The sequence below is a fragment of the Clostridium sp. BSD9I1 genome, assembly GCF_900185645.1.
GTDB lineage: Bacteria > Bacillota > Clostridia > Clostridiales > Clostridiaceae > Clostridium_AK.
In genome coordinates this window covers 289,266-312,894 of sequence record NZ_FYAM01000011.1, presented here as the reverse complement: position 1 = coordinate 312,894, position 23,629 = coordinate 289,266, and the positions used below count along the sequence as shown (strand labels likewise).

At 30.5% G+C, this 23,629-nt stretch carries 32 protein-coding genes; 23 read left to right on the top strand and 9 right to left on the bottom strand.

Annotation, left to right across the window (positions count from 1 at the left end):
- Nucleotides 1-70 precede the first annotated feature (70 nt).
- The 3 genes from BSD9I1_RS06880 (at nucleotide 71) to BSD9I1_RS06870 (ending at nucleotide 1,831) form a co-directional block, all read left to right on the top strand.
- Nucleotides 71-361, top strand: coding sequence for a TIGR04104 family putative zinc finger protein (locus BSD9I1_RS06880; protein ID WP_186429714.1), 291 nt, complete (start codon nucleotides 71-73; stop codon nucleotides 359-361).
- A gap of 427 nt (nucleotides 362-788) precedes the next feature.
- Nucleotides 789-1,067 carry a hypothetical protein gene (locus BSD9I1_RS06875; protein WP_186429713.1) on the top strand — a complete coding sequence of 93 codons (279 nt, stop codon included), beginning with the start codon at nucleotides 789-791 and terminating at the stop codon, nucleotides 1,065-1,067.
- A gap of 68 nt (nucleotides 1,068-1,135) precedes the next feature.
- Nucleotides 1,136-1,831, top strand: a complete 696-nt coding sequence (locus BSD9I1_RS06870) for a hypothetical protein (RefSeq protein WP_186429712.1) — start codon at nucleotides 1,136-1,138, stop codon at nucleotides 1,829-1,831.
- Between the two features lie 298 nt (nucleotides 1,832-2,129).
- On the opposite strand, the gene BSD9I1_RS18870 is transcribed toward BSD9I1_RS06870, so the two are convergent.
- Genes BSD9I1_RS18870 through BSD9I1_RS06860 form a run of 3 tightly spaced genes read right to left on the bottom strand, consistent with a single transcriptional unit; the run spans nucleotide 2,130 to nucleotide 4,348 of the window.
- Nucleotides 2,130-2,423, bottom strand: a complete 294-nt coding sequence (locus BSD9I1_RS18870; RefSeq protein ID WP_242966438.1) for a CD3324 family protein — start codon at nucleotides 2,421-2,423, stop codon at nucleotides 2,130-2,132.
- 42 nt (nucleotides 2,424-2,465) lie between these two features.
- Nucleotides 2,466-3,914 carry an MDR family MFS transporter gene (locus BSD9I1_RS06865; protein ID WP_186429711.1) on the bottom strand — a complete coding sequence of 483 codons (1,449 nt, stop codon included), beginning with the start codon at nucleotides 3,912-3,914 and terminating at the stop codon, nucleotides 2,466-2,468.
- Nucleotides 3,915-3,925: 11 nt separating this feature from the next.
- Complete coding sequence (locus tag BSD9I1_RS06860; protein WP_186429710.1) at nucleotides 3,926-4,348, bottom strand: MarR family winged helix-turn-helix transcriptional regulator; 423 nt, start codon at nucleotides 4,346-4,348, stop codon at nucleotides 3,926-3,928.
- Between the two features lie 647 nt (nucleotides 4,349-4,995).
- On the opposite strand from BSD9I1_RS06860, the gene BSD9I1_RS06855 reads away from it, so the two are divergent.
- Together BSD9I1_RS06855 and BSD9I1_RS06850 are read left to right on the top strand one after the other, a co-directional pair.
- The gene (locus tag BSD9I1_RS06855; RefSeq protein ID WP_373419343.1) at nucleotides 4,996-5,448 is read left to right on the top strand and encodes a hypothetical protein; all 453 of its coding nucleotides are present in this window, start codon (nucleotides 4,996-4,998) and stop codon (nucleotides 5,446-5,448) included.
- Between the two features lie 182 nt (nucleotides 5,449-5,630).
- The gene (locus tag BSD9I1_RS06850; RefSeq protein ID WP_186429709.1) at nucleotides 5,631-6,164 is read left to right on the top strand and encodes a GNAT family N-acetyltransferase; all 534 of its coding nucleotides are present in this window, start codon (nucleotides 5,631-5,633) and stop codon (nucleotides 6,162-6,164) included.
- Between the two features lie 150 nt (nucleotides 6,165-6,314).
- Here BSD9I1_RS06850 and BSD9I1_RS06845 read toward each other — a convergent pair whose 3' ends face one another.
- Genes BSD9I1_RS06845 through BSD9I1_RS06835 form a run of 3 tightly spaced genes read right to left on the bottom strand, consistent with a single transcriptional unit; the run spans nucleotide 6,315 to nucleotide 9,622 of the window.
- Complete coding sequence (locus tag BSD9I1_RS06845) at nucleotides 6,315-7,466, bottom strand: hypothetical protein (protein ID WP_186429708.1); 1,152 nt, start codon at nucleotides 7,464-7,466, stop codon at nucleotides 6,315-6,317.
- A complete protein-coding gene (locus BSD9I1_RS06840) occupies nucleotides 7,456-8,913 on the bottom strand; it encodes a cell wall metabolism sensor histidine kinase WalK (protein WP_186429707.1) in 1,458 nt (485 codons plus the stop codon). The genes BSD9I1_RS06845 and BSD9I1_RS06840 overlap by 11 nt, the downstream gene beginning before the upstream one ends.
- 13 nt (nucleotides 8,914-8,926) lie before the next feature.
- A complete protein-coding gene (locus tag BSD9I1_RS06835) occupies nucleotides 8,927-9,622 on the bottom strand; it encodes a response regulator transcription factor (RefSeq protein WP_186429706.1) in 696 nt (231 codons plus the stop codon).
- 230 nt (nucleotides 9,623-9,852) lie between these two features.
- Here BSD9I1_RS06835 and BSD9I1_RS06830 point away from each other — a divergent pair, with 230 nt between their 5' ends.
- Entirely contained in the window at nucleotides 9,853-10,680 is an 828-nt protein-coding gene (locus BSD9I1_RS06830) for a hypothetical protein (RefSeq protein WP_186429705.1), read from the top strand.
- Between the two features lie 148 nt (nucleotides 10,681-10,828).
- Here the strand turns inward: BSD9I1_RS06830 and BSD9I1_RS06825 are convergent, their stop codons facing one another.
- Together BSD9I1_RS06825 and BSD9I1_RS06820 are read right to left on the bottom strand one after the other, a co-directional pair.
- Complete coding sequence (locus tag BSD9I1_RS06825; protein ID WP_035310354.1) at nucleotides 10,829-11,005, bottom strand: ATP-binding protein; 177 nt, start codon at nucleotides 11,003-11,005, stop codon at nucleotides 10,829-10,831.
- A gap of 15 nt (nucleotides 11,006-11,020) precedes the next feature.
- On the bottom strand, nucleotides 11,021-11,392 hold the full coding sequence (locus tag BSD9I1_RS06820) for a pyridoxamine 5'-phosphate oxidase family protein (protein WP_035310352.1): 372 nt from the start codon (nucleotides 11,390-11,392) through the stop codon (nucleotides 11,021-11,023).
- A 200-nt stretch (nucleotides 11,393-11,592) separates the two neighbouring features.
- Between BSD9I1_RS06820 and BSD9I1_RS06815 the strand changes: the two genes are divergently transcribed.
- On the top strand, nucleotides 11,593-12,099 hold the full coding sequence (locus tag BSD9I1_RS06815) for an Rrf2 family transcriptional regulator (RefSeq protein ID WP_035310350.1): 507 nt from the start codon (nucleotides 11,593-11,595) through the stop codon (nucleotides 12,097-12,099).
- Nucleotides 12,100-12,319: 220 nt separating this feature from the next.
- Here BSD9I1_RS06815 and BSD9I1_RS06810 read toward each other — a convergent pair whose 3' ends face one another.
- On the bottom strand, nucleotides 12,320-12,685 hold the full coding sequence (locus BSD9I1_RS06810) for an SdpI family protein (protein ID WP_186429704.1): 366 nt from the start codon (nucleotides 12,683-12,685) through the stop codon (nucleotides 12,320-12,322).
- Between the two features lie 385 nt (nucleotides 12,686-13,070).
- On the opposite strand from BSD9I1_RS06810, the gene BSD9I1_RS06805 reads away from it, so the two are divergent.
- The 16 genes from BSD9I1_RS06805 to BSD9I1_RS18830 all read left to right on the top strand — a co-directional run bounded on the left by BSD9I1_RS06805 (nucleotide 13,071) and on the right by BSD9I1_RS18830 (nucleotide 23,505).
- Nucleotides 13,071-13,412, top strand: a complete 342-nt coding sequence (locus BSD9I1_RS06805; RefSeq protein ID WP_186429703.1) for a tetratricopeptide repeat protein — start codon at nucleotides 13,071-13,073, stop codon at nucleotides 13,410-13,412.
- Nucleotides 13,413-13,953: 541 nt separating this feature from the next.
- Nucleotides 13,954-15,273 carry a hybrid sensor histidine kinase/response regulator gene (locus tag BSD9I1_RS06800; RefSeq protein ID WP_186429702.1) on the top strand — a complete coding sequence of 440 codons (1,320 nt, stop codon included), beginning with the start codon at nucleotides 13,954-13,956 and terminating at the stop codon, nucleotides 15,271-15,273.
- An 88-nt stretch (nucleotides 15,274-15,361) separates the two neighbouring features.
- A complete protein-coding gene (locus tag BSD9I1_RS06795) occupies nucleotides 15,362-15,712 on the top strand; it encodes a DUF2200 domain-containing protein (protein ID WP_186429701.1) in 351 nt (116 codons plus the stop codon).
- A 204-nt stretch (nucleotides 15,713-15,916) separates the two neighbouring features.
- Nucleotides 15,917-16,486, top strand: coding sequence for a dihydrofolate reductase family protein (locus BSD9I1_RS06790; RefSeq protein WP_186429700.1), 570 nt, complete (start codon nucleotides 15,917-15,919; stop codon nucleotides 16,484-16,486).
- A 347-nt stretch (nucleotides 16,487-16,833) separates the two neighbouring features.
- Nucleotides 16,834-17,226, top strand: coding sequence for a YeeE/YedE thiosulfate transporter family protein (locus BSD9I1_RS06785; RefSeq protein ID WP_278281160.1), 393 nt, complete (start codon nucleotides 16,834-16,836; stop codon nucleotides 17,224-17,226).
- Nucleotides 17,226-17,762: a YeeE/YedE thiosulfate transporter family protein gene (locus BSD9I1_RS06780; protein ID WP_186429698.1), complete on the top strand. Its 537-nt coding sequence runs from the start codon at nucleotides 17,226-17,228 to the stop codon at nucleotides 17,760-17,762. The genes BSD9I1_RS06785 and BSD9I1_RS06780 overlap by 1 nt, the downstream gene beginning before the upstream one ends.
- Nucleotides 17,763-17,773: 11 nt before the next feature.
- Nucleotides 17,774-18,262, top strand: a complete 489-nt coding sequence (locus BSD9I1_RS06775) for a rhodanese-like domain-containing protein (protein WP_186429697.1) — start codon at nucleotides 17,774-17,776, stop codon at nucleotides 18,260-18,262.
- A 219-nt stretch (nucleotides 18,263-18,481) separates the two neighbouring features.
- Nucleotides 18,482-18,844, top strand: a complete 363-nt coding sequence (locus BSD9I1_RS06770; RefSeq protein WP_186429696.1) for a VOC family protein — start codon at nucleotides 18,482-18,484, stop codon at nucleotides 18,842-18,844.
- A gap of 156 nt (nucleotides 18,845-19,000) precedes the next feature.
- Nucleotides 19,001-19,324, top strand: a complete 324-nt coding sequence (locus BSD9I1_RS06765) for a rhodanese-like domain-containing protein (protein WP_186429695.1) — start codon at nucleotides 19,001-19,003, stop codon at nucleotides 19,322-19,324.
- Between the two features lie 129 nt (nucleotides 19,325-19,453).
- On the top strand, nucleotides 19,454-20,161 hold the full coding sequence (gene pgeF / locus BSD9I1_RS06760; RefSeq protein ID WP_186429694.1) for a peptidoglycan editing factor PgeF: 708 nt from the start codon (nucleotides 19,454-19,456) through the stop codon (nucleotides 20,159-20,161).
- 153 nt (nucleotides 20,162-20,314) lie between these two features.
- On the top strand, nucleotides 20,315-20,749 hold the full coding sequence (locus BSD9I1_RS06755; RefSeq protein ID WP_186429693.1) for a nucleotidyltransferase domain-containing protein: 435 nt from the start codon (nucleotides 20,315-20,317) through the stop codon (nucleotides 20,747-20,749).
- Nucleotides 20,719-21,000, top strand: coding sequence for a DUF86 domain-containing protein (locus tag BSD9I1_RS06750; protein WP_242966435.1), 282 nt, complete (start codon nucleotides 20,719-20,721; stop codon nucleotides 20,998-21,000). Before BSD9I1_RS06755 ends, BSD9I1_RS06750 begins: the two co-directional genes overlap by 31 nt.
- A gap of 120 nt (nucleotides 21,001-21,120) precedes the next feature.
- Complete coding sequence (locus BSD9I1_RS06745; RefSeq protein WP_186429692.1) at nucleotides 21,121-21,561, top strand: nucleotidyltransferase domain-containing protein; 441 nt, start codon at nucleotides 21,121-21,123, stop codon at nucleotides 21,559-21,561.
- Nucleotides 21,548-22,000 (top strand): hypothetical protein, encoded by a 453-nt coding sequence (locus BSD9I1_RS06740; RefSeq protein ID WP_242966434.1) that lies wholly within the window; start codon nucleotides 21,548-21,550, stop codon nucleotides 21,998-22,000. Before BSD9I1_RS06745 ends, BSD9I1_RS06740 begins: the two co-directional genes overlap by 14 nt.
- A gap of 62 nt (nucleotides 22,001-22,062) precedes the next feature.
- Nucleotides 22,063-22,704, top strand: coding sequence for a uracil-DNA glycosylase (locus BSD9I1_RS06735; protein WP_207653889.1), 642 nt, complete (start codon nucleotides 22,063-22,065; stop codon nucleotides 22,702-22,704).
- Nucleotides 22,705-22,887: 183 nt separating this feature from the next.
- Nucleotides 22,888-23,505, top strand: a complete 618-nt coding sequence (locus BSD9I1_RS18830) for a hypothetical protein (RefSeq protein WP_207653893.1) — start codon at nucleotides 22,888-22,890, stop codon at nucleotides 23,503-23,505.
- Nucleotides 23,506-23,629: the final 124 nt, after the last annotated feature.

Genomic DNA, 23,629 nt, shown 5'->3' with positions numbered 1-23,629 from the left:
TGGAAGAATGCTCTTTTATTTATAAGTATTGTGTTATGACATTAAATAATTTAAGAGGAGGGTGTTTAATTTGCTTATTCAGAGATGTAAGAATTGCGCAAATGAATTCAAATGGAAAACTATTGTGAAATCAATTTCTGAAGGATATATAACTATAGAATGTAATAATTGTAGAACTAAGCATCATATATATTTTATTTATCGTTTAATAAATTCTGCTTTAATTATACTTCCTGTATTATTTCAAAAAACTCTTTTAGATTTATTCGACGTATTTTTTATTATTGCTTATTTTGCCTGGTTTTTTATAGTATTAGGTATATCACCATTTTATGTAAGATACTATATAAAAAATAGATAAAACCTAGTATTTTATTAAGTTTTTTTGCATTTCCTTTAGGTTGTCTCTTACGCTATGTATACTTTAATACACTGCCTTCTTATGGAAGTGCAGAAATGGCATTATTGTCTATAGTTATCTCTTTAAATATTATCTCTCTTATTATGGCGTTGAATGCTATAAATAAAATAAAATAGAGGAGTGTAAATTATGAGTTTTATCCCTTGGATTTTTACGATTGTACCAATTATCCTATGGATAGTATTTGCAGGGGCTGGTCTATATACTTTGTATTTAGTTATTAAAGCCTTAAAAATTTATATTGAAAAGAATTCTTAATACACAATAGTTAACATATGGTAAATTAAATAAGTTTAATCTATATAAAGTACACTTTATAAGTCACTTGTGAAAATTTGTATTGATATATTATGAAGGAGGAAATCTAATGGAACTCATTGACTATGTTATAAAGTGTGTTGATAACTATGTGGAGGTGACTCAAGGACAAAATCGTAATCTTAGAGTTTTTATAGATTGTAGCAAAGATTTAGGATATGGTTTTGTTCAAATAGGTGGAATCATTTATATACCTAATAGCAATGATGCTCCATTCAATGGGGTTTTTATGAGGTCATCGGATTTAGTTGATGGTTGGGAAGAATTTGACGAGGCTGGATTAGTGATCCCATTTGTAAAGGAGATTGTAGTAAGAAGAAAGGGATAAAATGAAACTTTAATAATCTATTTAACCTTAGTTTACGTTCATAAAATATATGATTGGAGGATTAGAAGTTGAATAAGAATACGGGAAGGGCTACAAAAGGCAGCCGATATTGTTTGCAAAATTATATGATTAAAGATTCAGGCATTTTGGGAAATTTAATATTTGCATCATCACCTAGTTTACTTTCCTTTACTAATGGTCAGATTGAATGGGTATCACCTAACACGAAGAATGATTTTTATGAGTATAGGGATGATTTTTTAGCGGGATTATGTTTAGAAAGTATTGATTTAACAGATGCAGAAACAAAATTAAGAAAATTTTGGCCTAAAAATGGGCCACAGTGGGATGGTATTGCTATTGTGAAGAGCAGAGAAGGTAAAAAAGGTGTTTTACTTATAGAAGCAAAAGCACATCCAGAGGAAACAAAGTCAGATTTGAAGGCTACTAATCAAGGTAGTATTGACATGATAGAGAACTCCTTGAAGTATGTACAAGGATACATGAGCGTAGCACCGTGTGATTGGACAAGAAATTACTATCAGTTAGCAAATAGAATTGCTTTCTTATTTTTTATGAATAAGACTTTGAAAATTCCAACATGGTTGGTACTTGCCAATTTTCTTAATGACAAATCATATAAGGAAACAAGTCTTAATGAGTGGTTAAACTATTATAATGAAACATTTATGAATATGGGTATACATCAAAATTGTAAACTCCTAGATAGGATTATTCAGATTTTTCCTGAAAGTTTGATATAATAGTTGATTGTGGTAACTACCCATTATGTAAAGCATAATCTAATAATAGATTTACAAAGGTTTGAAGATATAAAAAATATATATAGGATAGAAATTGGTACACATTCTTCTTTTAAGACCCATCAAGGACTTACTTTTAAAAGTAAGTCCCATTTAAAAAATCTGTATCAATTACAACACACTTCTATCTAAAACATTTGATCTATAGATTTAGTTTTAGTATCTCATCAAGCTCTAATCCGGTACCGCAACCTAGATCTAATAATTCATAAACAAAAATGAGCCACCTAAAAACAAATTAGGTAGCACATTCTATGTTAATGCATTTTCTCTTCTCTGAAACAATTTTTTGTATAGTCTTGGGTGACAGATAATACTTCTCTGAAAGTAATTGTGTAGACATTCCTTTTGGATAATCTTCATATATACTTGTATTCCTCTTTAAAAGTTCAATTTTACTCTTGGTTAGTTCACCCCATGCAATCTTATTTTCCTCTTTCTTCGGTATATAAATGTATTCACCGTCCACGTAGTTTTTTAATCTTTGTTTTTCTACACAACTATATAGGATACTATTTATAAGTTTTCGAATAAAAAGGGTGACATCTATTAAATAACCTAAAACTACTATAAATTATAGTGGCTTGTATTCTTTAGTTTCCCTTTTAAGAAAAAAACTAATAGGCAGTATAAGTATTAAAATAAAAAAGCTGATAAGATAAACATCATTTATACCCATTACGAATCCTTTATTCTGAATTAACTCTGTTGCTACTCTATTTTTCGAATTTGCAACTAAATAATTAACATGTGTTATAGTACGTGACGTAAGTACGGATGTAAATACACCCATAGATAACGAAGCTATTGCTCTACTTGTCCAATTATTAATTGAAGATCCATGTCCAGATTCTATTTTAGGAAGGACGGACATCCCACAATAAGTTGCTGGAAGTGTGCTAAAAGACATTCCAACATTTCGAACTATCATCCAGATTATTATATAACTATGAGTTGTATCAACTGTTAAATGTGCCATTTTCCAAGAACCAACTGCCATAAATAAGATTCCAATCATAATTAATATGCTAGGATCAATATATTTGTATAATTTACCTATAATGGGCATTAATAATGCCATTATAAGAGAAGCTGGCAACAAAACTATTCCTGTATCTAATGCTGAGAGATGTTGAATATTTTGAAGCAAAAGTGGGGTCAAAAGAATACCTGCGTATGTGATAATCATAATACTACAATAAACTATAATGCTTAAGGAATACTTCGGATATTTAAAGACACGAAGATTAAGTACAGGGGAGTCTATACTTAGCTCCCTCCAAATAAATAATCCTATAGAGATAAATCCTATAATTATTAAGCTTATTATTATCCATGAATTCCAACCTAAACTTGCACCTTCGCTAAAGGCAAATAATAAAAACAAGCTTCCTATTAAAACAAATATAAAGCCAGGTATATCAAAATATTTAGGAACACCCAATTTTAAATAAGGCATGGATTTAACACCTAAAACAAAAATAATAATTCCTATCGGAACATTTATTAAAAATATAGACCGCCAGTTAAGATATTGAATTAAAAATCCACTTAAGGTTGGTCCAACTGCTGGAGCAAGCATTGATGCCGTACTCCAAATACTTACTGCTGTTACCTGTTTCTCTTCAGGAATAACTTGATAAATCATAGCCATAGTTGCAGGCATAACAAATCCACAAAATATTCCTTGTAGGATACGAAAAGTTATTAATGAACTCATATTCCATGATACTGCACATAGAATTGATGCTAGGGTAAAACCAGCCATTGAAAATAAGTATACATTTTTATAACTAAATCTTTCTCCAAGGCACGCCGACAATGGAGTTGCTGTACCCATTGACAATAAAAATCCTGTAAGAGTCCACTTTGCTACATCTAAGCTTGTATTAAAATTTTTTATGAAAAATGGAATTGCTAAATTTATAGTACTGCTGCTTAACATTACAATAAACGCCCCTAGAAAAACTGTTATCATCATTAGTCTAAATGAGATTTTTTGTTTAAATTTAATATCATTCATATTTTAACTCCTCATATCAAGCCTTTAATTAATTTTTGTAGCAAACTACTTAACATATTATTTTCTTCTTCGCTTAACACTGAAGTTATTCTTTTTCTAACCTCAAGCACCATTGGTAACAAATTTTCAACTAGTTTACGTCCATTGATTGTAAGGAATATTAAGAATTCCCTTCTATCATTCGATGATTTTTCTCTTTTTATAATATCTCTTCTTTCTAGAATATCTAAGCTCCTTGTTAAGGCAGCTGTATCTTTAAAACATCTCTTAGCTAATTCCTTTTGATTGATTCCTTCATCATTATATAATTCAATTAAAATAGCCCACTGTTCAGCAGTAATATCATAATTATTTAATTCCTTTTGTAAAATGTTTCTAAGAATTATATTTGATTGATGTATTAATATATTTAATGGTTTTTCAAAATTGTTCATTACAACATATCCTTTCTTTATATAATATATAATCATTGTACATATCAAATATTGATATGTCAATTATTTTCTTAATCATATTCGAGTCAATCTAAATTGTTTTTATAGTGTATATTTAGCACGCCATTATTATTATCACTAATCACCCATTATAGTGCAGTAATAGCGTAGATCATGAGTTTTTTGAATCTGCAAAGTTACACTAAATTTTAGGAATGTGAGGTTTCCAAATCTAATAAAGAATAAACCTCCTTGTGTTTGTTAACTTTGATTTAAAATTACACAGAGAGGTTTTATGCATATATTCTTGAGAATCATTTATTGATAAATCTACTGATTTTTTCTTAGTGAAAATTCAGCCATCGTAATATAATTTTTAAGTGTAAGCGTAAAAAATTAAGTATCTAGATAATACGTACCCACATTGATAAAATCAAAATTTAAGACTATAAAACAAAGCAACTATTTTTAAAACCATATTGTTAAAACCCTTGAAAAACCTTTATTTTCAGGGGTTTTTGTGATGTAATTAATGTGTTGAATATATGCAAAAGAGGTAATTATGAATCACGAAATTTTGACAAATGAGCTTGATGAAACGACAAAATCATTAATTGAGAAAGTTGAAAAAATGGAAAATGAAATTAATGGAAAAGGAATTACTTAACCTAAAACCAGGTTATAATGTTCAGCATGGAGTAGATTCTGAATATGTAGTATGGGTTACTGTTGGCGATCGGCCTATGGACACAGCAACATTGATTCCATTTATAAAAAGCATGGAGAACTTCTTGTACGTTAAGTATTTTAAAATTGCTGCGGACGCAGGTTACGAGAGTGAAGAAAATTATGTTTTTATTAAACAGAGTGGACAGTTATCATATATTAAACCAGCAAATTATGAAATATCAAAAACAAGGAAATATAAAAATGATATAAGCAGAATAGAAAACATGGATTACACTGAATTGGGTGATTATTATACTTGTGAAAATAATAAGAAGCTAACAATGAATAAAATAGTAAAAAGAAAAGGCAAGACAGGATATATAAGTGAAAAAGCGATTTATATTACTAGAATTCTATTTTTAAAAGTATAGATATATATAATTGCGAAACATTATAATCTATAAAACATTATAATTACAAAACCCATATTTTTTATCTTTAAGATATATCATGATATAATATTATTAATGATTTAATTGGCATTTGTAAATAAATGCTACATATTAATGGTGTGAACAACTTAATAAATATGAATTTGTAGGGGTGATTGAAAATGATTGAAATCAAAAGAATTACTGAAGCTACTAAGAATGATATTAATATTCCTAATGAACCTTTTACCTTGTGGGGAAAAATGATACCAACCTACAATGGTAACAAATGGGCTTATACAACCGAGAAATTTGAGGAAAGTAAAATCAGCGAGATGGTATTTCCTGATGAAAACTACGATTTTGATGCACGAAAAAAAGAGTGCTTCTTTGTTGGAGCCTATAATGAGTGTGGAAAGTGTGTAGGACTTGCTATTTACAGGCATGATTGGCTTAAATACTTATATCTTGATGACTTAAAAGTATGTAAGGAGTATCGAGGCCACGGAATAGGTAAGCTATTGCTGGATGAGGGTAAGAAAATTGCTTCTGAAAACGGTTATCGAGGGATTTATACAATCGGTCAAGACAACAATCTTTCTGCGTGTTTATTTTATATAAAATCCGGATTTACAATAGGCGGATTTAACACACACCAATATGGAGGAACCAATCAAGCCGATAAGAGTAACATTTACTTTTACTTAGATGTCTAAATTTTGCATTGCTTAAATACAGCGACAAATTCCAATTTGTAGAGTTGATGTAACATAATTTTAGATTCAATTATGTCATATATTTCTTTTAAGACCCATCAAGGACTTACTTTTAAAAGTAAGTCCTATCTATAGAAAAGTCTTCTACATTCACTCCTTAAACGAAAACTTATATATCGTGCTCCCTCCATTATATCCAGTAAAATATAAAAGTTTCTTCCCATCCTTGCTCCATTTTAAACTATTTCCATACCTAGCGTTGCCGTAAACCGTAGTGTCTGCCTCTATTTTATCCTTATTAAAAAGTGCTACGTGCAGCTCAGAAACCCCATTATTATTAGAAATATCATAGGCAATTTTTTTATTATCTTCTGTTACTTCCATGTTATATATATTTCCTTGCTTTAAATTCTTATAGCTTTTGCCTTTAACATTATATATGAAAATTCCATCAGTTCCTTGGATGTTGCCAATAAATATAAAATTACCATCATTTAGAGGTATAAGATTATATACAGTTCCCTCTAGTATTTCTTCTGAGATCTCTTTATTTTGCAAGTTCACTTTTAGTATCCTTGATTTTGTTTCAGTAGTAATAGGTTTAATTCCTTGGTATATGAGATAAACTGTATTTCCATCTTGTGATAATTTTAAAGTGTACATTTCTTTAGCCTTTGGTACACTAGCCTGTGGAATACCCTTTATGGTGGAAGAGGCCAAATTATTTACTTCACCAGTATTCAAATCCTTCATAAATAAACTACTATCATTAACACCAATGTACTTATTGTTATTTAAAATTAAATTAGCATAGGAGCCATCAGTAATAACTTCAGTATTTTGTTTTGTATTAACATCATATAAATATGTTTTCCAATTATTTTTTTCTCTTATAAAGTCGGAGTATATAATTTTCTTTCCGTCTCCTGATATAGCTAAATGATTAAAACCACCGCTGCTTTTTTTATAAATTTCGGTAAGTTTGTTATTATCAATATCCAACGTGGATATTTTTTCATTGTCATTCTTATCTAAGGTTTTAAACATAATAGTATCGTTATCTAATACAGTAACATTAAAAAATATATAATTTGTATCTAGCTTTGACACACTTTCAATTCGAAGCTCCTCTGTTTTACCATTTGGTTGATTATTATTAAATAGACTTTTTTCTAATACAATAGTTCTATTTTTTCTGCTATTTAAGGTATAAATATAGCTTAGAAAATAGAAAGATAGTATAAAAATCACCAAAATTAAAATAACGTAGTAAATACTATGTGTTTTAAATTTATCTTTCATAAGCCTCACCTTTAAATTTAACAATAACTTCTGTACCTTCATTGATATTGCTTTTTATATCTATACATCCATTATGTTTTTCAACTATATTTTTTACTATAGAAAGTCCTAGCCCTGCACTTCCTTTTTCTCTTGCTTCCTTTTGGGAAATTCTATAAAAGGGTTGAAATAAGTTATTTAAATGTTCTTTTTCTATTCCAATTCCCTTATCCTTAACCTTTAAATATGTATATTTATCTTCATTGTAGGCTTCTACATCTACTGTAGAGTTAACATTTCCGTATTTTATAGAATTATCAATTAAGTTAACTAGCACTTCTCTTAATTTATCATTATCACCCTTTATAAAGATATTTTCTTGAACCTTAGGCTGTACTTTTATATTATACTTTCTTGCCTTTATATTCATCTCTTCACAGGTTCTTAAAATAAGCTTTGATAGGTCTACTTTTTCCATGTTATAGCTTATATCCTTTGAAGAAGCTGTAGATAAATCCAGTATTTCAACTACCATATCATTTAACCTCTTGCTTTCATTAATAATATAAGAAGTTCCTTTATCAAAAAATTCCTTATCAGTAAAACCATTTTCTTTTATTATTTGAGCATAACCTAATATTGTAGTTAAAGGGGTTTTAAGTTCGTGGGTTGCATTATCAAAAAAAGTTTTATTTTGCTTTTGCGCTTCCTTTAAATTATCTCTATCTCTATTTATTATTGCTATCTGTTCCTTAATTCTATCTACCATTATTTTAAACCTATTTGAAAGTTCACCAATCTCATCTCTAGAATTTATATTTATATTTAAATCAAAATCTCCTCTAGATACCTGTTCTGAGCCTTTAGTGAGCTGGATTATAGGCTTTGCTATTTGCCGTGAAATAATTATAGATCCAATAAACACAATGATAAATATTCCTGCTGCAAAAATATTAATTACATACTTAAATCTATTGCTGTACACATAGAGATCTGAATAATCCTTATTGTATCTAATAATGCCAATAGCATTATTGTTTACTTCTATAGGATAGGAAAGACTAACTATTACTTTTTTCCCTCTATAGTTTAAGGTATAAGATATTTGACCGTTAATTGCTCTTGAAAGGTCATCACTATGTATACTTTCTGGGCTTAAAAAGTTTGAAATCTTTTCCCCATCAGAATTATAAATTTCTACAGTATTTCCAATTTGAAAGCTCAATTCTCTTGATAGGGCATCTGCATCTTCTAAAAGATTAGCTTCATTAAACTCCTTATTATTAATTAAGAAGTGTTGTTTTAAATATAAATCTAAGTTTTTCTTCACTGTTATCATGTCATTTTCTATTATATGAGCAGTGTTTTGCTCCGTTATTTTATAAGAAACAATAAGTAGCGAAGATAATCCCACAAAAATTATTATAGAAAACCAAATTAGTATTTTATTTTGTATTGAATATCTCATAATTTCACCTTTGTTATATAAGCTTATAGCCGATTCCAAAAACTGTTTCTATAAAAGATGTACCTTTATTCTCATCTAGCTTTTTTCTTAACCTTTGAACATGAATATCTACTGTTCTAGTATCACCTACAAATTCAAAGCCCCATACTTTATCTAAGAGCTCCGACCTTGAAAAAACTCTTCCTTTATTTTCTGCTAAAAATAATAATAAATCATATTCTTTATTAGTGAGTTCAACTCTTGAGTTGTTTTTAAATACTTCTCTTTTTTCTTTATATACATCAATATAATTGGAAACCTTAATCGACTCAAATTCCTCTGTTTCTATTGCTTCAGAGATCAATTCTATTCTTCTAAAAATGGCTTTTATTCTAACAATTACTTCTCTCATATCAAAAGGTTTTGTAATATAATCATCTGCTCCTAGTTCTATTCCAAGGATTTTATCAATTGTGTCTGACTTTGCAGTGATCATAACAATAGGTATAGTATATTCCTTTGAAACCTTTTTACATATTTCAAAGCCGCTTATGTCCGGCAGCATTAAATCTAGTATCAGCAAATCAGGTTTAAAATCCTGTACTAGTTCTAACCCCTTTTCTCCATTTGAAGCTACTTTGGTTATAAACCCTTCTTTTTTCAGTGAATAGGATAGTAAATCTAATATATAATCTTCATCTTCAATAATAAGAATTTTTTTCTGTTTCATGGCTCGCCTCCCCCTTTATAATAACTTATTTTATGTAATTAAATAATATAAATCCATAGATTTTACAACTTAGATACAACTGCTATAATCTACGAAACATTTGGATTTTATAATAAATATATAAGGTTATTCTTAGTGTTACAGATATAGGAGGGGATTATAATTAAAGTTTTAAACTAAGATACCTTAAAATTATGTAATTTAATTGATAATAAAAGGAGATTGATTTTATGAAAAAGACATTTATTACAGTTGCTGTTGCAATATCACTTTTAACTACTTCCATAGGTGTTTATGCTGCATCAAACACTAACTCAAATCCAAGTACCAAACCTCAAGTAGAAAGTAAAACTACTGAATTATCTGAAATAGCAAAGGACCCAACAAATAGTCAAGGACGCATAGAGTATAGTAAGGTGGCTACATTAAGAGATGACGGCAGCGAAGGTTTAGTTTTTGAAAGCTGGACTAATCCTAAGACCTTTGATTCAAGAATGGATAACATAATGAAAAGAGATGGAAAAGTAGAAGCTTATAACAGCACATATACAAAGGATAGTGGTAGAACTATAGTTATGCTTCAAAGAGATGAAAATGGTAAAGCAATAAGCGGTGAATTTGAAGCTGTTAACCAAAAGGGAGCTGACTATAATAATTCCTTATTTAATAAGTACAATTCTTTTACAGCTTTGAGAGCAACATATGCATCCTCAGAATGGACTGCTGATGGAACTGTTAAGTCTGAAGATGGAAAAACACTTAACAAGGTTTATAGAACTTATAAATCTATACCAACTAAAAATGCTGGCAAATTATCTAAAGCAGAACTTTTGGCTCAGCCTAAGGTAACTATAAAAGAAGTTGCTTATATTGATGCGGCTACAGGACTTCCAACTAAAATAGAAAAATATGAAGAAGCTAACGGAACTATGGACTTAATAAATACCAATGTATATGAGTTTAAATATGTAACTTCTCCTGAAAATCTATTTGACACAAATGGAGTAAATTTAAAACAACTTCCTGACTTTAATTACGACGAAAACGCAGAAGGTTAATAGTTAATGGTGCCACCCACATGGCAAGTGGCAAGTGATACATAGATAAAGCATGAGTTTTATAGCTCATGCTTTATATGATATACTGAACCGTACTGCTTCGTTCTGGTACGGTTTTATAATAAATTGTTAGAATCTATCCTTTCAATTAATTTTCGGATATGCAATTCTTAGTACAAGCATATTGACAAGCTCCACAGTCAACACATGCAGATTCATTGATTAATCTTTTTCTATCATCTTCTTGTGTTATACACCCAACAATACATACTCTTTGGCAGGTTCCGCAACCAACGCAATCCGATTTATTAATTCTTCTAGGCATAGCTCTCTCCTTTAATTAAAGTGTTTGTTTACAGGAACTCACTGTAACTTCTAATACTCTTGTTAGGAATGAGTATTTTTCTCTCATCATATTAAAGTGATCTCCATCTTTTAAAAACTTAGCAGTTCCTTCAAGTAAAAATCCAGTTCCCATATAGTTATAGCCCATTACTTCTTTACTACCAATTGTTAATTTAACTTTAGGATTAACATTAACATTTTCTTCTGTCTTAATCATAGCAGCTGCAGGAATTAAAATTTTATTTTCATCCACAATAACTAAATAGCTATTCCATGTATTACACACATGGGCCTCATTGTTTGAGCAAGATACTATTGAAACTACACCTTCGTTTTTTAAGACATCATAAAATTTTTCTGTAAACATTTTATATTCCTCCTCAAATTATGGATAGATATTATCGTCGACAAATATTGTCTATAATTATAATATAATGTTTTTTTATTATTGTCAATAAGAATATTTTAAAAAAAAGTATACCTTTGATGCTGTATGATTATCTTGAATGACAGTAAATAATAGGATATTATTAATAAAAGACTATAATATATCAAAGGAGTGCGAAAATGAAATTTTCAGTAGGAGTAGAATATGCAATACATTGCTTATTATATATGGTAAACCTAGAAGAAGGTAAATCTGTGGGAATAAGAGATTTAGCCACATTTCAAGGTATCTCGGAAACTTATTTATCAAAAGTATATGCAAAATTAAGTAAGTCAGGAATTATAAAATCTATTCCAGGCGTAAAAGGTGGTTATGCACTAGCTCGTAGTGCAGAAGAAATAACATTTTGGGATGTCGTTGAAGCAGTAGAGGGAAGTGAACCATTTTTCCAATGTGCAGAAATTAGACAAAACAATATATTATTAGATAAGGATAATTTACCAGATACACATACTAAATGTCCTTGTTTAATAAAAGTCGTAATGTTAGAAGCAGAAGATGAAATGAGAAAATATTTAAGTAATAAGTCATTGGCGTGGCTATATGATGAGGTATATAATAAAAAGCTTCCAAAGGATGTGGAAAAAGCTACAATTGAATGGTTTAATAATACTAAATCAAGGTAAGTTTAAGATTTTAAAGTAATGTTTAATACTAGAAGTACTAGGAGCATCAGATACTGAAAAAGAAATTTGGAAGTTAGTTCATAGTAAGAACAAATATGTGTTTTCAAAAACGTCTACTAAGGAGTATTCATGGGCCAATCTAATAAGCTGCAATATAGTGCCACCCACATGGCAAGTGGCAAGTCATATATGGATAAAGCATGAGTTTTATAGCTCATGCTTATTTTTTAATTCCATTCTTATCAAACATTTTTCTTAACGCTATTTCTGTTAATGGTATTACCAAAAGTAATATTATAAGTTGAACGTAAATCAATGCAACTATAAGCTCGCTATAGTTATTTGAATTTTGTAAAGTAAGTGTCAAAACAACTGATACTACTCCATTGATAACACCACTTCTAATCCACACTTTTCCTGAATACTTATGTGCAAACTCCCAGGTGTCTCTATTTTTTGTTGACATTTGTGAGCGGTAACCAATTATAGAATTTATTTCTTTAGGTGGTTTTTTACTTAATAAGAACCCAAATACTATCATAGTTAGAGACATTATTGCTGTAATAATTAAAGAAATATTTAGCATGGTATCTCCTCCCCATATAATGCAAATGATATTCACCCATATAATCTATAAGTTTTTATTACATTATAGTCCTGCTATATATAAATTATAATAGTTACTTCAATAAAGTTCCACAGTCAAATATTCATATTTTTTTCTTTGAAATCAGATATTTTTGAATAAGCATCACTTGTACCTGCTACGGAAGCTCTTAGAAATCACCCTTGGTTTTTCTGCAAGAGTTAGATCATAAATTAATTTATTACATTTATACGATTTTATATGTTACAATGTATATATAGGTAAGAACTTGAATCTAGTCATAAAGTATACCTACTATATAATTCAAAGGATAATGCAACAAAAGCTTTTTTGTTTTTTGCATTAATAAATAGGAGGGAATAAAATGTTTCAAGATAAGACTCTTTCTGAATTGAACGAGATTGCAAAAGAATTAGCTTCAAATAATCAATGGGATGATACTGCTATTAATGTAAATAAGAGGATCATAAGTAAAAAATCCAATAGCAATGCAGCATACACAAGAATAGCAAAGTGTTTATTGCTTAAAGGGGATCGTGAAGGTGCTTATGATATATATAAAAAAGTACTTGAATTTGATCCAAACAATACAATTTCATCGAACTTTGTTAATGCTGAAGATTTTTCCGCAAGACAAGAACAGGCAAAATTAGAAAAAGAGCAGAAAGCAGCTAGTAAGAAAGTAGCAAAACGTCAAAAGAAATAAAAAAATAGATTTATAAATTATGAGTTTAGTAACTAAAAAGAATATAAAAACAAAAGTATTTTGAATGAATAAATATTGCAGGGCTAAAGCCGTGCTTTTTTATTTATCCTTTTTCAGTATAGTGCCACCCACATGGCAAGTGGCAAGTTACTCCATTCTTTAAAGAAAGGCTTATAAAGATAGGAAATAAGCTTTAGGGAATTTTGCTTGGGGCATACTATAATATTTATATCGGAAGTTTATTGAAGGAATTTGAAATGTTTTCTCGAATATTGAAACTACGAAGAAATTTTGGTGAATTATGTTGTAAGTCCAGTTATTGATGAAAAATAGTATGCAGATTCAGAAAACCCTATATAACGCCACCAAAACTATTGCTGCATCCTCTAAGGAAATACCGGCTTCAAGCCAGGTATTATCGATAAATGCCTAGAGCCTTTGACAAAGTATTGCATTGCGGAGGAAAGAAGCGAGAATTCAATTGTGATAATCGTTAACGAAATGAAAAATTGAGAAAAGGGATGTTGAAGGAGAATGAAGTATGATAAATTGTGGTAGGCAAATAAGTGATTCGACAAAAATTATGATTGTTGACGATACGCTACTTAATCTGAAGCTGTTGGCAGATCTGCTTTCTGAGCATGGCTATCAAGTGCAACCAGTGTCTAGCGGCGTAAAGGCGCTTAAATCAGTGGTCATTGAAAAGCCGGATTTGATTATACTGGATGTAATAATGCCGGAGATGGATGGTTATGAGGTATGCAGGCAGTTGAAGCTGGACGAGCACAGCCGTGACATTCCAGTGATATTTATTAGCGCTCTTGACGAGGCGGCCAACAAGGTCATAGGTTTTAAAGCAGGTGGTGTGGATTACATTACCAAACCTTTTCAAAAAGAAGAAGTATTAATCAGGGTGGAGACGCACTTGTCATTGTCCCGTCTGCAACATCAATTACAGGCGCGTAATGTTCAGCTTGAAGAGGAAATTGTCCAGCGTAAAAGAGCGGAGGAAGAACTGCTAAAGGCTCATGAAGAAAGAAGAAGACTAGATGATCTTATGGAGCATGATAGAGTTAAAACGGAGTTTTTCGCAAATATTTCTCATGAATTAAGGACTCCAATTAATGTTATTTTTTCTTCACTTCAGTTATATGAATCCAATTTAAAGGGATGTTTGGACCGTAATATATATTCAAATTGCCATAAATACATAAATATAATGAAACAAAATTGTTACCGGCTTTTAAGATTAACCAATAATTTAATTGATATAACAAAGATTGATGTAGGTTATTTTGAAATATATAAAACAAATATTAATATAATAAATCTCATAGAAGACATAACACTGTCTGTTGCTGATTATATAGAGAGCAAGGGGTTATCAATTATATTTGATACAGATATAGAGGAAAAAATTATCGCTTGTGACCCTGATAAAATAGAGAGAATTATTTTGAATTTGTTATCAAATGCAGTAAAGTTTACCCAGCCGGGTGGTGAAATCATGGTTAGTATAGAAAATAGTGTGGAAAATATTTGTATTAGGGTAAAGGACACAGGAAGAGGTATTCCTGAAGAAAAGCTAAATTTAATATTTGAACGTTTTGTGCAAGTTGACAGATCTCTTACAAGGGATCATGAAGGAAGTGGAATAGGACTTTCTATTGTCAAGGCCTTGGTAGAATTGCATGGTGGAACAATATATGTAAATAGTGAGATTGCGCATGGTACTGAGATTATTATGCATCTTCCATGTAAATTAGTAGAAAAAGCGGACAATTTACATCCAATGAGTAATTCAACAGAAAAAAATAATGTTGAGAAAATTAATATAGAATTCTCAGATATATATAAATAAAGAAGAGGCGAGGACCCGGAGGAATGATATGGGAAATACAGTGTTTTTAGTGATATAATAAAGAAAATTACATAAGCGAGGATATATCATGACCAAACATAATATCTATAAAATGAGTGTAGCAAGTGTTTATCCCCTTTATGTTACGAAGGCGGAGAAAAAAGGACGTACGAAAACAGAAGTGGATGAAATCATCCGTTGGTTGACAGGATATAGCCAGGAAGAGTTAGAAGCTCAACTGGAAAAACAGACAGCTTTTGAGACCTTCTTTGCGGAAGCTCCTAAACTGAATCCTTTGAGAGCCTTGATTAAAGGTGTGGTATGCGGTGTCCGAGTGGAAGACATTGAAGAACCAACCATGCAGGAAATTCGCTATTTGGATAAGCTGATTGATGAGTTGGCAAAGGGAAAAGCCATGGATAAGATTTTACGGAAATAATAATTAAAAACGAAGAAACACTGATTCCATATGTAAAATATAAAAGAATCGGTGTTTTTTTGTTGGATGGTAAGCCGTATTATAACGTATATTATAAGTAGTATAACTTTTTATAGTAAATTTCATCATAAGACTTTAGAAGCAGGACATTTTACATGAAATGCTAACAAAATAAAAAGCATTTTTTAGGGGAGGATGAATGTAATGTTCAATAGTGGAAGTGATAGAAAAATAATTTTAGATTTAGCAGTGACATTAGATGGATTTATCGAGGGACCAAAGGGTGAAGTAGATTGGTGTATTATGGATCCAGATATGAAGTTTGTTGATTTCCTAAATAGCATTGATACAATTTTATATGGGCGTAAAAGCTATGATTTATGGGGACAATACATTCCTGGAGATGAAATATCAGATGCTGAAAAAGAGGTTTGGAGCTTAGTTCATAGTAAGAAGAAATATGTGTTTTCAAAAACCTCTGGCAAGGAGTACCCAGGGGCTAATTTAATAAGCAGCAATATAGTAGAGGAAGTAAAGAAAATAAAGAATGAGCCAGGTAAAGGAATTTGGCTTTATGGGGGATCAAGTCTTATAACAACTTTTTTAAATCTAGGGCTTATTGATGAATATAGATTATCTATTCATCCTATCATCTTAGGACAGGGCAAACCTCTGTTCATTGATATAAAAGAGAGGGTAGGTCTCAAGCTTGTTGATACTAAGACATTTTCTTCAGGGGTTGTTCAGCTCTGCTATCATCCTGCAGGGGATTAATATACGAAGAATCTTAGAAGTGGGAGCAATCTCACTTCTTCTTTAGTTGTTAAAAATATAAAAACCCACCTGTAAGATTATATTTATATAAAAATCATATCTAAAATTTTATTATAAAAATATAAAAAAAATGGCAACTATATCGTAATATCTGAATATAGTGATAATATGATATTAATATAAAGAGGAGATAATAGGTATGAATTCAAAATGGTCTTGGGTAAAGGGGGGCATTTCTTTAGGAATCCTAAATATTCTTATATTTTTAAGCGGAAATCATTTAGGAACGACTACCGCATATGCCCAAACAACTGGTTATGTAACACAGTTTTTTTTCATCACAGCTTATACCCGTCAGTACATGGACAGCAGGTACCTGCGGAACAACAGGAACCCTTGAAGTAAGTTGGCAGTGGATGCTTGTATTAGGTATCTTTCTAGGAGGATTTTTGGGGAAGCGTATCCATCCAAAGAGCATATCTACTGACAAAATTGATGAAACAGAGATACCTTCTCTTTGGGCTGAAAGATTTGGTAACAATCCTAGACTTAGAATGATACATGCTTTCTTTGGAGGAGTTTTACTTTTATTTGGATCAAGACTTGCAGGTGGATGTACCAGCTCGCACATTATAAGTGGAATGAGTCAAATGGCTTTAAGCGGGATTCTTTTTGCTGTAGCAGTTTTTGCATCTGGCATTCCAACAGCTATCTTGTTATTTAGAAGGAGGAAAATATGATGAGCTTATTATTAGCTTTATTATTTGGAATAGGGTTCGGATATATACTCCAAAGGGTTGAGGCCCTTGAATATAAAAATATAATAAACGCGTTAAGGCTTAAAGATTTAACAATACCTAAGTTTATGTTATTTAGTGTAGCAATAACTTGTGTAGGAATATTTAGTTTGAGAACCGCAGGATTAGTTTCCTTAGATTTAATAACAACCAATGTTGTAGGAAACATTATAGGAGGTTTAATCTTTGGCGTAGGCTTTGCATTTTCAGGATATTGCCCTGGAACAAGTATAGGAGCCATGGGAGAAGGAAAAAGAGATGCAAAATATACAGTTATTGGGGGAGTTTTTGGAGTGCTGCTTTACACCCTTATCCAGCAGTATACTAATTTTTCAATAGCTAAGTTTGATATTGGAAAGATAAGTCTAGTAGATATAGTACAAATAAATCCTTTTTCACTAGCAGTTATGTTTAGCTCTATATTAGTTATAATCATTTATGCAATAGACTATTTAGAAAAAAAGAAAATTCAAGGTTAGGGGGAATAAATATGTTTAAAGGTAATGGTGAAAAATCAATTTTAACATTTACAATAGTTGTATTAGTTTTTTTAGTTGTTACTACTATTATTGGTGGATGGCCAAAGGCTGGCTCATCTAGTAATTCTAAAGCAACCGTAGATGCTGTTGTAGCATATTACGAACGTATGCCAGAGGACATATATAAAATACCGGAAGCCCAATTAAAACAATTAGTAGATTTAAATAATAAGGACATTTATATCCTTGATATAAGGGAAACTAAAGACTTTGCAAAAGGTCATATATCGGGAGCGCATAATATTCCATTTAAAAAAGTTGGGGAAAGTTTAGATAAGCTTCCTAAGGATAAGACAATTATTGTTTACTGTTATACCGGCCAAACTGGAGGGCAAACAACTGCTGCTCTAAATATAGCTGGATTTAAGGCAAAATCCTTAAATGGTGGAATGAATAATGGTTGGTTAAAGGTATCTTATCCTGTAGTAGCAGGTAATTGATAATATAAATGTTATAAATTATTTTGATAAATGTAAAAAAGTATATATTGAAAACTACTACAGTTTTATATTTTAAAATTTTTAGCATGGGCTTTTGTGGCGCATGCTTGCTTTTATGTAAGGCGCGTAAAATTTAAGCTCAATGAATAACCCATTGCTTGAATTATATACCTTATTGTGTGATAATTATTTAAATTACAATAGAAGGGGAGATATACTATGCACATTAAACATATAACTTTAAATGTGAACAACTTAGAAGAATCTATCGAATTTTATGAGACAATTACAGAACTTACTATTTCCCGCCGCTTTAAAGCAGGAGATGCAGAACTTGCATTTTTAACAAATGGCAGTGGAGAAACTGAAATTGAACTTCTATACAGGCCGCAAGGTCAAAAGTTTGAAGGCAAGGGTATGTTCATTTGCTTTGAGACGGATAAACTTGATGAAATGCATAAGCTTGTTCAGGACAAAGGGCTTAACCCTTCCCCTATACAAAATCCTGGAGATGGAACTCGTTACTTCTATGTTTATGATCCAAATGGGGTATCTGTACAGTTACGAGTTTTCCCAAATTAAAAATTAGGTGCCACCCACGTGGCAAGTGGCAAGTTGATACTTTGATAAAGCATGAGTTCTATAGCTTGTGCTTATTTTTTATTGAAATTATATTAATTTGATAAAAAGGAGATACTTAAGATAAATTGAGTAATTAACTATTAGGGAGATGATAACATGCCTTCATTTTTTAGGGAAGATAGAGTAAAATCAGTAGATGTAAATGATTTGGAAGAGTCACTAGGAAAAATAAGTTTAATAGATATAAGGGAATCTGACCAATATGAAGAGGGGCACCTGCCAACGGCTAAAAACATTCCAATGTATGAAGTACTAAGAAATCCAGATGAATATTTAAACAAGGATAAAGAGTACCATATAATTTGCAGGTCCGGAAGAAAAAGCAGTTTTACCTGTAATGAACTTATGTTAAAGGGCTTTAAGGTGATAAATGTATCTGGTGGAACCATTGACTATAGAGGAAAGTTAGAAAAGGAATAAGATAGTTATAAATATAAGGTGCAGAGCTAAAGTTCTGTGCTTTATTTGTTTTTCAGAGACTTTTTATTTTGATATAATTACATGAAGGAATTAATGAAATATAAATGAGGATATTTTATGGAGGGCACAATGAAGATTTTAAATAAAGACGGATATGAATTTATTAGTTATTCAAATTCAAATGCAGAGTTTGTTTTTTCTACAGCAAAGAACGATCTTAATTTAAGTAAAAATTCTAAAGAGGGTATTAATAACTTAGAAAATTTAAAAGAGTGGTTTGAATTAAAAGAAGTTGGATATCTTAATCAAACCCATAGTGATTATATATATGTTTATGATGGTGAAATTCATGAAGGAGATGCAATAATTACAAAGGAAAGGAATATTGCAGTAGGAGTTTTTACTGCAGATTGTGTTCCGATTTTGATGTATGATAAAACAAATAATGTAATTGCAGCAGTACACAGTGGATGGAAGGGAACTGAAATGGGTATTGCTTCTAAAACTATAGATAAGCTAATTAAAAACTATGGAACAAAAGCTGAGGACTTAGTTGTGTGTATTGGACCCCATATTGGCGGGTGTTGTTATGAGGTAAGTGAAGAACTAATAGAGCTCTTTAAGAATAATAGCATGTATAAAGATATAGATTTCCATGATGGAAGAAAGCTTAATTTGAAGAAGTGCATTATGCACCAATTAAGATGTAAAGGAGTTTTGGAAGATAATATTCATGATGTGAATATTTGTACCTTTTGTAACAAGGAATATGAAACCTATTCATATAGAAGGAATGATAAAGAATCTAGATTGTTTTCATTTATCTTTTTAAAGTAGTAAGCGTGGTGCCACCCACATGGCAAGTGGCAAGTGATACTGAGATGAAGCATGGTTTTAGAGACCATGCTTATTTTTGTAAAATTTATTATATATTAGCTGATAATAATGATATAATACTTACAAAGTACTAATTTCAAGGTAGGTAAAACTATGATTCAAAAAGATTTATGTGAAGTTAAAGATATACTTGAAAATAATTTAGAGACACTAATAGATAGTTATGGAATAAAATTAATTTATATATTTGGATCTTATGCAAAGGGGACAAATGGCAAAGACAGCGATTTAGACATAGCTGTGCTTTTGGAGGATAACTATAATCCCTTAGATAAGCTAGCATTAATAGGTGAGTTTATTGATGTTTTTAAAAGAAATGATATAGATTTAGTTATATTAAATAATGCTAATTCTGTATTAAAGCATCAAGTTATTAAGTATGGAAAACTTGTTTATATGGAAAATGAAGATGCTAAGGTGAATTTTGAGGTTAGAGTCCTTAAAGAATATATGGATATGGAGCCTTTTAGAAGAACTCAAATGAAATATATAAAAGAGTGGGCAAAAAAAGAAGCGGGGGATATATAATTATTTCAGTATTAGATATAGAGAAACCAGACACATATAGGGAAGTTATTTTAAGCTTAGGACAGAACAAGGTCTTACCGCAAAAGTTTTCCAAGGAAATAGCTAACATGATATCCTTTAGAAATATTCTTGTCCATGATTATATGAGAGTTGATGAAAAAATAATAATAGATATATTACACAACCATTTAGATGACTTTTCTAAGTTTGTAAATTATATAAATCAATGGATTGAAGAAAACTATAGATAATATGGTGCCACCCACGTGACAAGTGGCAAGTTAGTTGTTAATCATGATCCAAACTGTTAAAATAACTGTATATGTAATATTTATTTTAGATTTGTAGGATTTTTATATGGAGGTAATATTATGAGTGAGTATGTTCAAAATAGTGAAGTGATTAGCAAGTTGCTATCAGACAGTACTTTATCTAGATATGATGAAAATGTAATTTCTTTAACGTTATTTGGTAGTTATAATACAAGATTTTGGAATAAGGAAAGAAGTGACATTGATATCTTAGTTTTAGTTAAGCATTCGGATTTTGACTTGGAATGTAAATTAGAAGACTATTATTATCCACTTCTAAAAGAATATTTTGAATATGACAATATTCATTTCACCTTTATAGCTTTAAATAACTTCGATACAGTATTTGCAGATATTTATATAGATTTTACAGATAAAATTATTTTTGACATGGAGCTTCATTACGACTTTTTATTATATATTAGTAAGTTTAATAGAGTTAATGAAAGGCTAATTAGTCTAATTAGAAGGGATTGGGAATCAAAGTATGGTGTATTATAAATATAAAAAAGAAAGATTAAATGATAAATTTAACAGTGCATATGCCTTCCTAATTAAAATTAGGAAGGCTGTTGAGCTGTATTGTGAATCTCCAAATGAAATAGTGGCAAGAGGCATGACCGGATATTTCTCAGACTTTACAGAGTACATCATAGATATTTGTGAAACTTACTTAGTAATCAATGATAGATACAATACTAGATTAAGCGGAGTTGATTTAATTAAATCTGCCGCAATGTACGGGTTAATGGATGATTTTCTTTCTAATTTTATGGTTAAGTGCGTAGTTCTTAGAAATAGATTCACTCATGATTACTATAAAAGGGATGTTGCAGAACAGGACATTATTAAATTTTGTCATTCAGAAATAATATATCTAGACATATTTTTAGAAGCATCTAACGAGATAGTAAAGTTAAATTATAAGTTTAAAGCATAATATAAGAGACAATAAAATCATCTCATATATATGATTTAGAGATATAAAAAGGATTGGTTATAATGATAAAAAATATAGAGACATTTGTAGAAGATCTAGCATTAATAGAGGCCATGCCCAATGTATGCAATCAATACTCCTATGAACATGAGGAGAACTCTATAAGAAGAGAGAATTTGATGATTTATTTAAAGCAGATGTATAAATTGAAGCCCAAGATAATACTTGTTGGAGAAGCACCAGGATATAGAGGATGCCGTCTTACTGGTGTACCTTTTACTAGTGAGCATTTGCTTATGAATAATATAAATGGCCTAGAGATATTTGGTAGGGAAAATGGATATAGGTTGGCTCTAGAAAAGGACAAGCTCCTTAAAGAGGCAACAGCTACAATAATATGGACCACTCTTGTAGAATATGACATGATGGTGCTGTCTTGGAATGCGTTTCCCTTTCACCCATATAAAAGGGACAATGGGGAAAGCAATAGAACACCTTTAAAAAAGGAACTATTAATAGGTGAGAAGCCACTGCTTCAGATGATTGAAATGTTTAATATTGAAAAGGTAGTTGCCATGGGAAATAAAGCAGAGGAAAGCCTCAATAAACTAGGTATTAGCTGTGAAAAAGTGAGACATCCTGCACAAGGTGGGAAGAATGAATTTGTTGAAGGTATAAGGATGATAAAAGAAAAATTAAAATAAGGCTCACGGGTGCATAATTTAAAAAGATAGCTTGAATAGAAAAAATAGTCAGCTATCTTTTTGCTATTTATTAAAGTTGTTATAGATATTAGAAATAAAAAAGAACTTTCATAAATGTAAGTTAGTCTTCATATAAAAATGTTACAATAATTATAGAAATATCAAATAAAAAGGATGAAGAATATGAAGTTTGGAATGAGAAAGCCTTCACTAAAGAAAAGCATAAAGGCAAGAACAACTGGAAAGCTAAAAAGAAGAGTTAAAAAAGCAATTATTCCTGGGTATGGAAAAAAGGGCATGGGGTGGATTAAGGATCCTAAAAGGGCCGCATATAATAAAGTTTATAATAAAACAACCTTTGGAGTTAATGATATTATAAAAGCTGCCAGCAGTACTAAAGGTAGTTTAAAAGCTAGGCCTAGAAACAATTCTAAAAATAATCAAAGATATAACTCTAATTTATGGCAAGGTGTAAAAGAATTGCAAAATGAATTAAGAATAAATACAAAGGCAAAAAACAAACCAGCTTATTATATTTATGGAGGACTGCTTTGCATAATCATAGGTTTTGGAATGCCACTATTATTACTAATTGGATTTGTATTAGAGATTTTAGGTGTTGTAGAAATGCGTAAAAAAAGTTATTGGGATGCCTACAGGTGGCACAAGGCTACGGAAATGTACAAAAGAGGTAATTATGCAAAGTGCAAAGTATACTTAGATAAGTTATCTGACCTAGAAAAAGAAAGTGATGCATATAGGAAAATGATGGATTTACTTAGTGATAACAAGGAAAATTAAAATTTTTAGAGGAATATAAGGGTATTCAAATAAATATACTAAACTTTAATTATATTGATAGTAAAAAATTTCATACCACATATCATTTGTATGAAGATGAAGAAAAGAATATACTCACACATAT

Bases quoted from the DNA above. Each gene is read 5' to 3' on its own strand.
- BSD9I1_RS06745 (WP_186429692.1), top strand. From the start codon at position 21,121: ATGAGTGAGTATGTTCAAAATAGTGAAGTGATTAGCAAGTTGCTATCA.
- BSD9I1_RS06775 (WP_186429697.1), top strand. From the start codon at position 17,774: ATGTTTAAAGGTAATGGTGAAAAATCAATTTTAACATTTACAATAGTT.
- BSD9I1_RS06795 (WP_186429701.1), top strand. From the start codon at position 15,362: ATGACCAAACATAATATCTATAAAATGAGTGTAGCAAGTGTTTATCCC.
- BSD9I1_RS06835 (WP_186429706.1), bottom strand. From the start codon at position 9,622: ATGAAACAGAAAAAAATTCTTATTATTGAAGATGAAGATTATATATTA.
- BSD9I1_RS06875 (WP_186429713.1), top strand. From the start codon at position 789: ATGGAACTCATTGACTATGTTATAAAGTGTGTTGATAACTATGTGGAG.
- BSD9I1_RS06770 (WP_186429696.1), top strand. From the start codon at position 18,482: ATGCACATTAAACATATAACTTTAAATGTGAACAACTTAGAAGAATCT.
- BSD9I1_RS18830 (WP_207653893.1), top strand. From the start codon at position 22,888: ATGAAGTTTGGAATGAGAAAGCCTTCACTAAAGAAAAGCATAAAGGCA.
- BSD9I1_RS06800 (WP_186429702.1), top strand. From the start codon at position 13,954: ATGATAAATTGTGGTAGGCAAATAAGTGATTCGACAAAAATTATGATT.
- BSD9I1_RS06740 (WP_242966434.1), top strand. From the start codon at position 21,548: ATGGTGTATTATAAATATAAAAAAGAAAGATTAAATGATAAATTTAAC.
- BSD9I1_RS06755 (WP_186429693.1), top strand. From the start codon at position 20,315: ATGATTCAAAAAGATTTATGTGAAGTTAAAGATATACTTGAAAATAAT.
- BSD9I1_RS06860 (WP_186429710.1), bottom strand. From the start codon at position 4,348: ATGAACAATTTTGAAAAACCATTAAATATATTAATACATCAATCAAAT.
- BSD9I1_RS06735 (WP_207653889.1), top strand. From the start codon at position 22,063: ATGATAAAAAATATAGAGACATTTGTAGAAGATCTAGCATTAATAGAG.
- BSD9I1_RS06805 (WP_186429703.1), top strand. From the start codon at position 13,071: ATGTTTCAAGATAAGACTCTTTCTGAATTGAACGAGATTGCAAAAGAA.
- pgeF (WP_186429694.1), top strand. From the start codon at position 19,454: ATGAAGATTTTAAATAAAGACGGATATGAATTTATTAGTTATTCAAAT.
- BSD9I1_RS06790 (WP_186429700.1), top strand. From the start codon at position 15,917: ATGTTCAATAGTGGAAGTGATAGAAAAATAATTTTAGATTTAGCAGTG.
- BSD9I1_RS06850 (WP_186429709.1), top strand. From the start codon at position 5,631: ATGATTGAAATCAAAAGAATTACTGAAGCTACTAAGAATGATATTAAT.
- BSD9I1_RS06845 (WP_186429708.1), bottom strand. From the start codon at position 7,466: ATGAAAGATAAATTTAAAACACATAGTATTTACTACGTTATTTTAATT.
- BSD9I1_RS06810 (WP_186429704.1), bottom strand. From the start codon at position 12,685: ATGCTAAATATTTCTTTAATTATTACAGCAATAATGTCTCTAACTATG.
- BSD9I1_RS06825 (WP_035310354.1), bottom strand. From the start codon at position 11,005: ATGCCTAGAAGAATTAATAAATCGGATTGCGTTGGTTGCGGAACCTGC.
- BSD9I1_RS06855 (WP_373419343.1), top strand. From the start codon at position 4,996: ATGGAAAAGGAATTACTTAACCTAAAACCAGGTTATAATGTTCAGCAT.
- BSD9I1_RS06765 (WP_186429695.1), top strand. From the start codon at position 19,001: ATGCCTTCATTTTTTAGGGAAGATAGAGTAAAATCAGTAGATGTAAAT.
- BSD9I1_RS06865 (WP_186429711.1), bottom strand. From the start codon at position 3,914: ATGAATGATATTAAATTTAAACAAAAAATCTCATTTAGACTAATGATG.
- BSD9I1_RS06830 (WP_186429705.1), top strand. From the start codon at position 9,853: ATGAAAAAGACATTTATTACAGTTGCTGTTGCAATATCACTTTTAACT.
- BSD9I1_RS06780 (WP_186429698.1), top strand. From the start codon at position 17,226: ATGAGCTTATTATTAGCTTTATTATTTGGAATAGGGTTCGGATATATA.
- BSD9I1_RS06820 (WP_035310352.1), bottom strand. From the start codon at position 11,392: ATGTTTACAGAAAAATTTTATGATGTCTTAAAAAACGAAGGTGTAGTT.
- BSD9I1_RS06840 (WP_186429707.1), bottom strand. From the start codon at position 8,913: ATGAGATATTCAATACAAAATAAAATACTAATTTGGTTTTCTATAATA.
- BSD9I1_RS06815 (WP_035310350.1), top strand. From the start codon at position 11,593: ATGAAATTTTCAGTAGGAGTAGAATATGCAATACATTGCTTATTATAT.